The 12,727-nt window shown below is 61.7% G+C and carries 11 protein-coding genes; 1 reads left to right on the forward strand and 10 read right to left on the reverse strand.

The genetic code is table 11. The features are described 5' to 3' along the window. Nucleotides 1-16 precede the first annotated feature (16 nt). The 10 genes from AB1N67_RS08400 to gloB form a co-directional block, all read right to left on the reverse strand. Nucleotides 17-262, reverse strand: a complete 246-nt coding sequence (locus tag AB1N67_RS08400; protein WP_043214157.1) for a DUF2790 domain-containing protein — start codon at nucleotides 260-262, stop codon at nucleotides 17-19. Nucleotides 263-656: 394 nt separating this feature from the next. Next, nucleotides 657-1,136 (reverse strand): nuclear transport factor 2 family protein, encoded by a 480-nt coding sequence (locus tag AB1N67_RS08405; RefSeq protein WP_043214154.1) that lies wholly within the window; start codon nucleotides 1,134-1,136, stop codon nucleotides 657-659. 45 nt (nucleotides 1,137-1,181) lie between these two features. Beyond that, nucleotides 1,182-1,745 (reverse strand): TetR/AcrR family transcriptional regulator, encoded by a 564-nt coding sequence (locus AB1N67_RS08410; RefSeq protein ID WP_043214153.1) that lies wholly within the window; start codon nucleotides 1,743-1,745, stop codon nucleotides 1,182-1,184. A gap of 269 nt (nucleotides 1,746-2,014) precedes the next feature. Next, the gene (locus AB1N67_RS08415; RefSeq protein WP_102081777.1) at nucleotides 2,015-3,613 is read right to left on the reverse strand and encodes an ABC transporter ATP-binding protein; all 1,599 of its coding nucleotides are present in this window, start codon (nucleotides 3,611-3,613) and stop codon (nucleotides 2,015-2,017) included. A 1-nt stretch (nucleotide 3,614) separates the two neighbouring features. After that, entirely contained in the window at nucleotides 3,615-4,634 is a 1,020-nt protein-coding gene (locus AB1N67_RS08420) for an ABC transporter permease (protein WP_043214149.1), read from the reverse strand. Nucleotide 4,635: 1 nt separating this feature from the next. Beyond that, the gene (locus AB1N67_RS08425) at nucleotides 4,636-5,709 is read right to left on the reverse strand and encodes a microcin C ABC transporter permease YejB (protein WP_043214147.1); all 1,074 of its coding nucleotides are present in this window, start codon (nucleotides 5,707-5,709) and stop codon (nucleotides 4,636-4,638) included. Between the two features lies 1 nt (nucleotide 5,710). After that, nucleotides 5,711-7,558: an extracellular solute-binding protein gene (locus AB1N67_RS08430; RefSeq protein WP_043214145.1), complete on the reverse strand. Its 1,848-nt coding sequence runs from the start codon at nucleotides 7,556-7,558 to the stop codon at nucleotides 5,711-5,713. Next, complete coding sequence (locus AB1N67_RS08435) at nucleotides 7,555-9,387, reverse strand: extracellular solute-binding protein (RefSeq protein WP_202959342.1); 1,833 nt, start codon at nucleotides 9,385-9,387, stop codon at nucleotides 7,555-7,557. The genes AB1N67_RS08430 and AB1N67_RS08435 overlap by 4 nt, the downstream gene beginning before the upstream one ends. Nucleotides 9,388-9,554: 167 nt before the next feature. Next, nucleotides 9,555-10,982, reverse strand: coding sequence for a lytic transglycosylase domain-containing protein (locus AB1N67_RS08440; protein WP_090345848.1), 1,428 nt, complete (start codon nucleotides 10,980-10,982; stop codon nucleotides 9,555-9,557). Nucleotides 10,983-11,082: 100 nt separating this feature from the next. Further along, nucleotides 11,083-11,850 carry a hydroxyacylglutathione hydrolase gene (gene gloB, locus AB1N67_RS08445; protein ID WP_043214138.1) on the reverse strand — a complete coding sequence of 256 codons (768 nt, stop codon included), beginning with the start codon at nucleotides 11,848-11,850 and terminating at the stop codon, nucleotides 11,083-11,085. Between the two features lie 82 nt (nucleotides 11,851-11,932). On the opposite strand from gloB, the gene AB1N67_RS08450 reads away from it, so the two are divergent. After that, nucleotides 11,933-12,691 (forward strand): class I SAM-dependent methyltransferase, encoded by a 759-nt coding sequence (locus tag AB1N67_RS08450; protein ID WP_043214136.1) that lies wholly within the window; start codon nucleotides 11,933-11,935, stop codon nucleotides 12,689-12,691. The last annotated feature ends 36 nt before the right edge of the window (nucleotides 12,692-12,727 follow it).

A 12,727-nucleotide genomic window follows, 5' to 3' on the forward strand; every position in this document is an offset into this window, starting at 1 on the left:
TGGGACGCTGGAGTCATTAGTTCTGGTTGGCGGAGGTGGTGGGGCGCAGGTAACTGATTTTCTGCAGCTTGCCGTGGCTGTCGCGGTAGGTGAGGGTGGCGGTGCTGGCGTAGCTGGCGGTGTTGGCCGGCGCGTCTACAGCGATCACTCGAGCGATGTCCAAGTTCATGCCGTAGTGGTAGGGGGTGGCGCTCTGGGCAAAGGCGCCGACGCTGGTGCCAAAGGTCAGGGTGGCGATGGCGAGTGCTTTGCTAAAAGTCATGATGATTCTCCGTGAGCGTGGATATTGGGATCAGCGACTGCTTGCTGCGTGGGTTTATTTTGTGTCTGAATAGTTGGCGCGCAAAATATATTTGCGCTATTGTTCTCATTGAACAATCGCATCACCCAACCCACGGTGTGAAAGCGTCCCGCAGTCAGGCAGAAATGACCGCCGGATGGCCTTGGTGGTCAGTACCGAGGGCCGCCTGTCAGCCACGCAGAGCGCGCGCTAGCGAGCATGCAGCAGAAGGGAAGGAGAGCGGCGTATAAGCGCCATGCTTCAAAAGCATTTAAAGGCGTGGCTTACCCTCTGGGAACCCATCGGGCGCCACGCCAATTACAGAGTGAGAGAACATAGAGAAAATAGGGTGAACTTCCGTGTACACGGGAAACGTTTACAAGCCCAGATCGGACAAGCTTGGGTGATCGTCTGGACGACGGCCCTGAGGCCAATGGAACTTGCGCTCGGATTCCTTAATGGGCATGTCATTGATGCAGGCATAGCGGTTGATCATCAGACCGTCATCACCGAACTCCCAGTTTTCGTTACCGTACGAGCGGAACCAGTTACCAGAATCGTCGTGCCATTCATAAGCATAGCGAACGGCCAGGCGGTTCTCGGTGAATGCCCACAGCTCCTTGATCAAACGGTACTCATGTTCTTTGGCCCATTTACGAGTCAGGAAATTCTTTGCTTGCTCACGGTTAAATGCAAATTCAGCGCGGTTACGCCATTGGGTATCAAGGGAGTAAGCCAGAGAGACTTTTTCTGGGTCGCGGCTATTCCAACCATCTTCGGCCAGACGTACTTTGAGAATGGCGGTTTCACGTGTGAATGGCGGTACGGGCGGGCGTACTTCGTTATGAGCGGACATTTTAATTCCTCGCTTACTGGGCTGGTATCGCCCGCCTACTGGCGATTAACGATTCAGCAGTTGTTGTGCAATGGCTTTTGCATCAACTGCTGATCGGCTGTCACCAAGTAAATGGGCAACGGTGATGGCGCCGTCGATCAGAATCAGAAATTGGCGCGCACGCGCCTCTGGATCATCGAAGCCATATTCTTTACAGAGAGAGAGCACAAACGCTTTTACGTTTTCTTTGTGCTCTTTATCCACACGTCGTACTGGATCTTCTGGGTCGCCTGTTTCACCGGCGGTATTAATGAATGCGCATCCTCTGAAATTTTCAGAGGCGAACCAGTCGCAAAGCACATCAAACATGCGTAGCAGCTTGTCTGCTGCTGAATCGGCTTTATTTACTTCCGACTCAAACCATCGCATCCAGTTTCTGTCGCGGCGCTTTAAAATTTCTATTACGAGCGCTTCCTTAGTGCCGAAATAGCGGTAGATACTCTTGCGAGCGACACCAGATGTCTTTACTAAAAGATCCATTCCGGTTGCAGCAATTCCGCCGCGATAGATCAAGTCTTCCCCGATCTTCAATAGCCGCTCTTTAGTGTCGTTACTATTTTCGCTGTTCATGTCGGCAATGGTAGAACGATCGTTCTCCATGGTCAATACCCTCGCTACAGCAGTTTCAAAGAAAAATAAAATATGCTTGATTTACAAGCGCTTATACAACGTTAACTGGCTCGATAGGATATAGAGATGCCGTTCAGGACGGTGCGCCTGACGGATGCTGGTGAGGTTTACGTACGTTTTGCGCGTGGGGCTCTTTCAAAAGCCAGGTGCAGGCGAGACCTCTCCTGCACTTAGCCATTAAAACGCGCGTAACAGGTTCGTCCTGCCCCCTAAACCTCCAAAAACGCCGCCTCCAGCAACTGCTTCGTATACGCATGCTGCGGCGCATGAAAAATCGTCTGCGCATCCCCCTGTTCAACCACATGCCCATGTTTGATCACCATCAACTGATGACTCAACGCCTTCACCACCGCCAGGTCATGACTGATGAACAGGTACGTCAGGTTGTACTTGTGCTGCAGATTCCTCAGCAACTCCACCACCTGCCGCTGTACCGTGCGGTCCAGCGCGGAGGTGGGTTCATCCAGCAGAATCAACGCAGGCTTCAACACCAGCGCGCGGGCGATGGCGATGCGTTGGCGTTGGCCGCCGGAGAATTCGTGTGGGTAGCGGTGTCGGGTGCGGGGGTCCAGGCCGACTTCCTCCAGCGCGGCAATGATCGCCGCTTCCTGTTCTGCAGGGGAGCCGATGCGGTGAATGCGCAGGCCTTCGCCGACGATGTCGGCCACGCACATGCGGGGGCTGAGGCTGCCGAAGGGGTCTTGGAACACGACCTGCATTTCCCGTCGCAGGGGGCGCACGTCTTTCTGGCTGAGGCCTTCGAGGTTCTGGCCGTGGAAGCGGATACCGCCGCGGCTGGCGATCAACCTCAAGATGGCCAGGCCCAGGGTGGATTTGCCGGAGCCGCTTTCACCCACGATGCCGAGGGTCTGGCCCTGAGGCAGGCTGAAGTCGATGCCGTCCACGGCTTTGACGTGGTCGACGGTGCGGCGCAGCAGGCCTTTCTTGATGGGAAACCACACGCGCAGGTCTTCGACTTCCAGCAAGGGGTCGCCCACGGGGTTGTGGGCGGGGGCGCCGCTGGGTTCGGCGTTGATCAGCATTTGGGTGTAGGGGTGCTGCGGGGCTTTGAATAGGGTGGTGCAGTCGGCCTGTTCGACGATCTTCCCACACTGCATCACGCACACGCGGTGGGCGATGCGTCGCACGAGGTTCAGGTCGTGACTGATCAGCAGCAGGGCCATGCCCAGGCGGGCCTGCAGCTCCTTGAGCAGGTCGAGGATCTTCAACTGCACGGTGACGTCGAGCGCGGTGGTGGGCTCGTCGGCAATCAGCAGCTCGGGCTCGTTGGCCAGGGCCATGGCGATCATCACGCGTTGGCGCTGGCCGCCGGACAGCTCGTGGGGCAGGGCCTTGAGGCGCTTGTGCGGGTCGGGAATGCCGACCATCTCCAGCAGCTCCAGGGTACGGGCAGTGGCCTGCTTGCCGGTGAGGCCTTTGTGCAGCAGGAGGATTTCGTTGACCTGCTTTTCGATGGTGTGCAGCGGATTCAGCGAGGTCATCGGCTCTTGGAAGATCATCGCGATGCGGTCCCCGCGGATGCGGCGCATGGGCTTTTCACCGAGCTGCAGCAGGTCCTGGTCGTTGTAGCGGATGCTGCCGCTGGGGTGGCGCGCCAGGGGGTAGGGCAACAGGCGCAGGATGGAATGCGCGGTGACGGACTTGCCCGAGCCGCTTTCGCCGACCAGGGCCAGGGTCTCGCCCTTGCGGATGTCGAAACTGATGCCATCGACCACGCGATGCACGTGTTCACCGGTGACGAACTCCACCGAGAGGTCGCGCACTTCGATCAGGTTGTGTTCGCTCATGTCATTTCCTCGGGTCGAAGGCATCGCGGGCGGATTCGCCGATGAACACCAGAAGGCTCAGCATGATCGCCAGCACGGCGAAGGCGCTGATGCCAAGCCAAGGTGCCTGCAGGTTGGACTTGCCTTGGGCCACCAGCTCGCCGAGCGAGGGGGCGCCCGGTGGCAGGCCGAAGCCGAGGAAGTCCAGGGCAGTGAGGGTGCCGATGGCACCTGTGAGGATGAACGGCATGAAGGTCATGGTGGAGATCATGGCGTTGGGCAGGATGTGCCGGAACATGATCGGGCCGTCGCGCATCCCCAGGGCACGGGCGGCGCGCACGTATTCCAAGTTGCGCCCGCGTAGGAACTCGGCGCGCACCACGTCCACCAGGCTCATCCACGAGAACAGCAGCATGATGCCCAGCAGCCACCAGAAGTTGGGCTGTACGAAGCTGGCGAGGATGATCAACAGGTACAGCACCGGCAAGCCCGACCAGATCTCCAGGAAACGCTGGCCGGCCAGATCCACCCAGCCGCCATAGAAACCCTGCAGGGCGCCGGCGATGACGCCGACGATGGAGCTGAGCACGGTCAGCGTCAGGGCGAACAGCACCGAGACGCGGAAGCCGTAGATGACCCGGGCCATCACGTCGCGGCCCTGATCGTCGGTGCCCAGCCAGTTGTCCGCCGAGGGCGGTGCCGGGGCCGGGACCTTGAGGTCGTAGTTGATGCTCTGGTAGCTGAACGGGATGGGCGCCCACAGCACCCAGCTGTCCTTGGCCGCGAGCAGTTCGCGAATGTAGGGGCTCTTGTAGTTCGCTTCCAGGGGGAATTCGCCGCCGAAGGTGGTCTCCGGGTAACGCTTGAAGGCGGGGAAGTACCACTGGCCTTCGTAGCGTACGGCGATGGGTTTGTCGTTGGCGATCAGTTCGGCGCCCAGGCTCAGGCCGAACAGCACGATGAAGATCCACAGTGACCACCAGCCGCGGCGGTTGGCCTTGAAGCGCTCGAAGCGCCGGCGATTGAGAGGGGAGAGTGCCATGTCAATGCTCCCGGCTGGCGAAGTCGATGCGGGGGTCGACCAGGGTGTAGGTCAGGTCGCCGATCAGTTTCACCACCAGCCCCAGCAGGGTGAAGATGAACAGGGTGCCGAAGACCACCGGGTAGTCGCGGTTGATCGCTGCCTCGAAGCTCATCAGGCCCAGGCCGTCGAGGGAGAAGATCACCTCGATGAGCAGAGAACCTGTGAAGAAGATGCCGATGAACGCCGAGGGGAAGCCGGCGATCACCAGCAGCATGGCGTTGCGGAACACATGACCGTACAGCACCCGCGAGCGGCTCAGGCCCTTGGCCTTGGCGGTGACCACGTATTGCTTGTTGATCTCGTCGAGGAAGCTGTTCTTGGTCAGCAGGGTCATGGTGGCGAAGTTGCCGATGACCAGCGCGGTGATCGGTAGCACCAGGTGCCAGAAGTAATCGAGGATCTTGCCGCTGGTGGAGAGCTCGTCGAAGTTGTTGGAGGTCAGTCCGCGCAGGGGGAACCAGTCGAAGTAGCTGCCGCCGGCGAACAGCACGATCAGCAGGATGGCGAACAGGAAGGCGGGGATGGCGTAGCCGACGATGATTGCCGAACTGGTCCAGACATCGAAGTGGCTGCCATGGCGCACGGCCTTGGCGATCCCGAGCGGGATCGACACCAGGTACATGATCAGCGTGCTCCAAAGCCCCAGGGAGATAGACACGGGCATCTTCTCGGCGATCAGATCGATGACCTTGGCATCGCGGAAGAAGCTCTCGCCGAAGTCCAGGCGGGCGTAGTTCTTGATCATGATCCACAGGCGTTCGGGCGCCGACTTGTCGAAACCGTACATGCGCTCGATTTCGGCGATCAGGGCCGGGTCCAGGCCTTGGGCGCCACGGTAGTTGGAGCCGGCCACCGAGACTTCAGCGCCGCCGCCGGCGATGCGGCTGGTGGCGCCTTCGAAGCCTTCGAGCTTGGCGATCATCTGTTCCACCGGGCCGCCGGGAGCGGCCTGGACGATGATGAAGTTGATGATCAGGATGCCGAACAGGGTCGGGATAATCAGCAGCAGGCGACGCAGGATGTAGGCCAGCATGTCAGTTCGCCTCTTGCGCGGCTGCCGCTTCTTCGGCCTGGGCCTCGGCCGGCTTCGCACCGGGCTTGATCCACCAGGTGTTGATGCCGATGTCGTACTTGGGCGACACCTCAGGATGGCCGATGTGGTTCCAGTAGGCCACGCGCCAGGTCTTGATGTGCCAGTTGGGGATTACGTAGTAGCCCCACAGCAGCACGCGGTCCAGCGCGCGGGTGTGGGCGATCAGGCTCTGGCGCGAGTCTGCGTTGATCAACTGCTCGACCAGTTGGTCGATGGCCGGGTCGCGCAGGCCGATGAAGTTGCGACTGCCTGGGTTGTCGGCGGCGGCGCTGGTCCAGAACTCACGCTGCTCATTACCCGGCGAGCTCGATTGCGGGTAACCGCCGACGATCATGTCGAAGTCGCGCGAGCGCAGGCGGTTGATGTATTGGGAAACGTCGACGCGGCGGATGTTCAGCTCGATTCCAAGGTCGGCGAGGTTGCGCTTGAACGGCAGCAGGATGCGCTCGAACTCGGTCTGGGCTAGCAGAAACTCGAGGGACACCGGTTTGCCCTGAGCATCGACCATCTTGTCGTCGACGATCTTCCAGCCGGCTTCCTGCAGCAGTTTGTAGGCCTTGCGTTGTTGGTCGCGGATCATGCCGCTGCCATCGCTGACCGGGTTGCGGAAGGCTTGGGTGAAGACTTGCTCGGGGATCTTGCCGCGCAGGGGCTCGAGGATCTTCAGTTCATCCGGCCCTGGCAGGCCGCTGGCGGCCATCTCGGAGTTCTCGAAATAGCTGCCGGTGCGAGTGTAGGCGCCGTTGAACAACTGCTTGTTGGTCCATTCGTAGTCCAGCAGCAGACTCAGCGCCTCGCGCACCCGCACGTCCTGGAACACAGGGCGGCGCAAGTTGAAGATGAAACCCTGCATGCCGGTGGGGTTGCCGTTGGCCAATTGCTCGCGGATCAGCCGGCCTTCGCGCACCGCTGGGATGTCGTAGGCGGTGGCCCAGTTCTTCGCACTGGTCTCCAGCCAATAGTCGAACTGCCCGGCCTTGAGCGCTTCCAGTGCGACGGTGTTATCGCGATACGCGTCGTAGGTCATGACATCGAAGTTGTAGAAGCCGCGGTTGATCGGCAGGTCCTTGGCCCAGTAGTCCTTGACCCGCTCGTAGCGGATCGAGCGCCCAGCCTTGACCTGGGCGACCTTGTACGGGCCGCTGCCCAGCGGAATCTCCAGGTTGCCACGGTCGAAGTCGCGGCCTTCCCACCAGTGCTTGGGCAGCACCGGTAACTGGCCGAGGATCAGTGGCAGCTCGCGGTTGTTCTTGTGCTTGAACTTGAACAGCACCCGCAGCGGGTCTTCGGCGATCACCTCGGCGACGTCGGCGTAGTAGCCGCGGTACAGCGGTGCGCCTTTGCTCATCAGCGCGTTGAAAGTGAACACCACGTCGTCCGCGCGCATCGGGTGGCCGTCGTGGAAGCGTGCCTCGGGGCGCAGGTAGAAGCGTACCCAGCCGTTGTCGGGGGCTTTTTCGATCTTCTCGGCCACCAGGCCGTACTCGGTGAAGGGCTCATCGAGGCTCTGGCGCATCAGGGTGTCGTAGATCAGGCCGATGTCGTCGGCTGGCACGCCCTTGTTGATGAACGGGTTGAGGCTGTCGAAACCGCCGAAGCTGGACTGGCGGAAGGTGCCGCCCTTGGGGGCGTCAGGGTTTACATAGGCGAAATGCTTGAAGTCCGCCGGGTATTTTGGCGGCTCGCCGTAGAGGGTCAGGGCGTGTTGCGGCGCGGCCATCGCCGGTAGGCTCAGGCAGGCCAGCAACAGGCTGCCGGCCAGCAGGCGCAAAGGGTGCGTTGGCATCATTGGGCTTTCTCCGAAGTCTTGAGCCACCAGCTGTTCAGGCCCAGGGTATAGGGCGGCGTGGTGACGAAGGCGAACCGGTTGCGGTAGGCCAGGCGGTGATTGTCGAGATACCAGTTGGGAATCATGTAGTACTGCCACGACAGCACCCGGTCCAGGGCGCGGGCCGCAGCGACCTGGTCGGCGCGGGTGCGGGCGGCGAGCAGGGTGTCGAGCAAGTGATCGACCACAGGGTCTTTCACACCAGCGTAGTTCTTGCTGCCCTTGACCGAGGCTTGGCTCGAGTGGAAGTACAGCCATTGCTCCAGGCCCGGGCTCAGGGTCTGGTTGAGGGTCATGAGGATCATGTCGAAGTCGAACTGATCCAGGCGCTGCTTGTACTGGGCGCGGTCGACCGTGCGCAGGTGGGCGTCGATGCCCATGCTGGCGAGGTTTTCCACGTAGGGCTGAAGGATGCGTTCGAGGTTCGGGTTGACCAGCAGCAACTCCATGCGGAACTGTTGGCCCTTGGCATTGACCAGACGCTGGCCATCGAGCTTCCAGCCGGCCTGGGCGAACAGCGCCAGGGCCTGGCGCAGGGTCTGGCGGCTGATGCCGCGCCCGTCGGTGTGGCTCACCGTGTAGGGTTCGGTGAACAGCTTGGGCGGCAGTTCGTCACGGAACGGCGCCAGCAGCAGCCACTCCTTGCCCTTGGGCAGACCGCTGGCGGCGAACTCGCTGTTGGGGTAGTAGCTGGTCGAGCGGCGGTAGGCACTGCTGAACAGGGCGCGGTTGGTCCACTCGAAGTCGAGCATCAGGCCCAGGGCCTGGCGCACCCGCGGGTCACTAAAGTTGGCCCGGCGGCTGTTCATGAACAGCCCCTGGGTTTGCGTCGGGATGCGGTGCGGGATCTGCGCCTTGATCACCTGGCCGCGGCGGATGGCCGGGAAGGTGTAACCGTTGGCCCAGTTCTTGGCCTGATGCTCGATGTAGATGTCGAACTCGCCGGCCTTGAAGGCTTCGAAGGCGACCGTGGCGTCGCGGTAGAACTCGTACTCGACACGGTCGAAGTTGTACTTGCCGCGGTTGACGGCGAGGTGCTTGCCCCAGTAGTTCTTCACTCGCTCGAACACCAGACGCCGGCCGGGCTGAACTTCGGTGATACGGTACGGGCCGCTGCCCAGCGGTGGTTCGAACGTGGTGGCCTTGAAGTCGCGGCCTTTCCAGTAGTGCTTGGGCAACACCGGCATCTCGCCCAGGCGCAGGATCAAAAGCGGGTTGCCGGCGCGCTTGAAGACAAAGCGGATGCGCAGCGGGCCGAGGATGTCCACGCGCTGCACTTCCTGCAGGTTGGTGCGGTAGATCGGATGGCCTTCCTTGAGCAGGGTGCGGTAGGAGAACGCGACATCCGCTGAGGTGATGGGGTGGCCGTCGTGGAATCGCGCCTCGGGGCGCAGGTTGAACACGACCCAGCTGCGGTCCTCGCTGTACTCAACGGAGCGGGCGATCAGTCCGTAGCTGGAGGTGGGCTCGTCTCCGGAAGGATCGTACTGACCAGTGCCGACCATCAGCGGCTCATTAAGCTCGTTGACCCCGTACTGCAGGAAATTCGGCGTGGTGACCGGGCTCGAGCCTTTGAAGGTGTAAGGGTTGAGCGTATCGAAGGTGCCGAACGCCATTGCCCGCAACGTGCCGCCCTTGGGTGCTTGCGGGTTGACCCAGTCGAAATGGGTGAACGTGGCTGGATACTTGAGGGTGCCGAACTGCGCATAACCGTGGCTTTCGCTCACCGTTGCGGCAGCGGGAAGGCTCATGGCGAGGCTGAGTGAAAGCAACAGGAGGGGACGTATCAAGTCGGTGATCCGATCCAGGCAGCGTGGGGCGTTGGTCGGGCTACAGTAACAGCTTGTCTGGGATGGAAAAAGGGTGTCTGGCGCGGGGCTGGGCGCGGGGGAGTGTGACTGGATTTGTCCTCGGGGGCTGCTTTGTCACCCATCGCAGCGGCCCCAAGGCAATCGGATCAGTGCGACAGGTAGACGGTCAGCGTCTGGCCAGGCTTGAGGGCATGGCCGCTACGTGGATTCCAGCGCTTGAGATGCTTCATCTCGACGTTGAAGCGTTTGGCCACCGCATACAGGGAGTCGCCCTTGCGGACTTTGTATTGAGTGGAGCGCTGCTTGGAGGCCGCGACACGGTTGGCGGCTCCGCTCGATGGGTTGCCACCGCGCAAGGCGAGCACCTGGCCGGCCTTGAGGTGGTTGCCCGAGAGGCGGTTCCAACGCTTCAGGTCGCTCACCGACACGCGGTTGGCCTTGGCGATGGCGCCCAGGTTGTCGCCACGCTTGACCCGGTAGCTGCGGGTCGCCGCAGGTGCCTTGGTCTCGGCCAGGGCAGCCTGGAACACGGCCTTGTTCGGTTGCAGGCTAACCAGTTCCTCAGGCTTGAGGTTGGACAGGCTGTCGGTCAGCAATTGGGCCTTGGCGGTGGGCACCAGCAGCTGCTTGGGACCGTCCACGGTCATGCGTTTCTTGAAGGCCGGATTGAGCTGGATCAGCTCGTCCTCGTCGATGTCGGCGAACGCCGCAACACGCGACAGGTCCAGGCGATCGTTGATGGCCACGGCTTCGAAGTAAGGTTCGTTGGCGATGGGGCTGAGGCTGACGCCGTAGGCTTGCGGAGTCATGACCACTTGCGACAGGGCCAGCAATTTGGGCACGTAGTCGCGGGTTTCCTGGGGCAGCGGCAGGTTCCAGTAGTCGGTGGGCAGGCCCAGGCGCTCGTTGCGCTCGATAGCCCGGCTCACGGTACCTTCACCGGCGTTGTAGGCCGCCAGGGCCAGCAGCCAGTCGCCGTTGAACATGTCGTGCAGGCGGCCCAGATAATCGAGCGCAGCGTTGGTCGACGCGGTGATGTCGCGGCGGCCATCGTAGAAATTGGTTTGACGCAGATTGAAGTGGCGACCGGTCGAGGGGATGAACTGCCACAGGCCGACCGCATGGGCGCGGGAGTAGGCCATCGGGTTGTAGGCGCTTTCGATCGCTGGCAGCAGGGCCAGCTCCAGCGGCATGTCGCGCTCTTCGAGGCGCTCGACAATGTAGTGCAGATAGAGGCTGCCACGCTCGCCAGCGTTTTCCAGGAACGACGGGTTGCTGGCGAACCACAGGCGTTGCTGCTCGATGCGTGGGTTGACGTCGATGTTGTCTTGCAAGGCGAAGCCCTGGCGCATGCGCTCCCAGACATCCTGGGGGGCTTGCTCGGCTTTCTTGACCATCAGCGGGGCAGGCTTGTGCTTGACGCGCGCCTGGTAGCTTGCGCGAACGCTGTCGGATTCGTCGAGCTGACGGGTGCTCTGGCAGCCCACCAAGGTGGCGGCCAGAGCCAGCGCGCTGATTTGGGCCAGACGCGTCAGGGCGACGGAATGAGAGGTTCTGCGGCTACGGGAAGACATCGGCTGGGACAGGTTTCCGGGCGAAAAATTTCGGCGATTCTAGAAACCGGTCCCCCCCGGGTCAACCGTTGACAACGGGTTGCGATATATCTTGGGGTTATCAGAAGGTGTCTTTCCAAGACCTCAAGGCAGCAAAAACAGAGGCTTGGCTTGTATTGGAATGTCCCTTCCATTCGTCTGCTTTTTGTTTAACTGATGTTTCAGCCGTGCGAAGAAAGGGGTTGGTGAGCCGTTCCAGACCGATGGTCGAGGGCAAGCTGATGCGATCTTCATCGCGCAACCGGGTAACGTCGGCAAATCGTTGGGCAACGTGCAGGTTTTCCGGCTCCACGGCCTTGGCGAAACGCAGGTTGCTCAAGGTGTATTCGTGGGTGCAGTACACTCGGGTCTCGGTGGGCAGTGCGGCCAGCCGCGACAGGGACTGGTGCATCTGTTCGGGCGTGCCTTCGAACAGGCGACCGCATCCGGCGGCGAACAGGGTGTCTCCGCAGAACAGCAGCGGCGCGCTGTAGTAAGCGATATGGCCCAGGGTGTGGCCGGGCACTGCAATGATGTCGAAGTCCAGGCCCAACACCTTTACTTGGTCGCCGTCGTCCAGCGCCAGGTCGCGGGCTGGAATGCGTTCCTGGGCCGGGCCGCAGACGCGTGCGCCGGTGGCGTGCTTAAGGGCTTCAACGCCGCCGACGTGGTCGTGGTGGTGGTGGGTGATCAGGATGTCTTCCAGCACCCAGCCGGGGTTGGCCGCAAGCCAGGCCTGCACCGGGGCGGCATCGCCGGGGTCGACCACCGCGCAGCGGCGTTTGGCAGTATCCTGTAACAGCCAGATGTAATTGTCGGAGAAAGCGGGAAGAGCATCGATCTGTATCATGTGCGTACCGAATCGCCTGGCGTGAACATGAAGGCATCTTAGCCGCGATGGCGCGGACGGAGAACCTTCGAGGGAGAACGCAATGACCGACAAAGCCTTTGCCCAGGCCGATCCTGACTGGATCGCGCTGATGAGCCTGGCCCGTGAGTGGTTCAACGGGCCGCTCGGGCAGTTGATGTTGCGCGAGGAGGAAAAACTCCTCGAGGATGAACTCGGCCGCTTCTTCGGCGGCTTCTTGGTGCATTACGGCCCCTGTGCCGAGCCTCCGCCCAATGCGCCTCAAGTGCAGCGCAACGTGCGCCTGGGCGCCCCCTTGCCGGGAGTGGAAATCGTCTGCGAAGAACAGGCCTGGCCGCTTTCCGAGCATGCCGCCGACGTGGTGGTGCTGCAGCATGGCCTGGATTTCAGCCTCTCGCCCCATGGCTTGTTGCGTGAAGCCGCCAGCGCCGTGCGCCCGGGCGGGCATCTGCTGATCGTCGGGATCAACCCCTGGAGCAGTTGGGGCGTGCGCCATTTCTTCAGTCACGGGGCGTTGCGCAAGGCTCGTTGCATCTCGCCGTCGCGTCTTGGCGACTGGCTCAACCTGCTGGGCTTCGCGCTGGAGAAACGCCGCTTCGGGTGCTATCGTCCGCCGCTTGCTTCGCCGGCCTGGCACCAGCGCCTGGCCGGTTGGGAGCGCATGGCCGGCGGTTGGCAGACTGCTGGCGGCGGGGTTTACCTGGTGGTGGCGCGCAAGATGGTGGTGGGCCTGCGGCCGCTGCGCCTGGAGCGCCGCGAGCCCATGGGCAAACTGCTGCCGTTGCCGCTGGCCAAGGTCAATCGTCGCCACAGTGAGCCCTGAGGGGCCTGCGGTCGATATCACAGAGCGAAAAGGCGG

This window comes from Pseudomonas guariconensis, from assembly GCF_040822035.1.
Taxonomy (GTDB): domain Bacteria; phylum Pseudomonadota; class Gammaproteobacteria; order Pseudomonadales; family Pseudomonadaceae; genus Aquipseudomonas; species Aquipseudomonas guariconensis.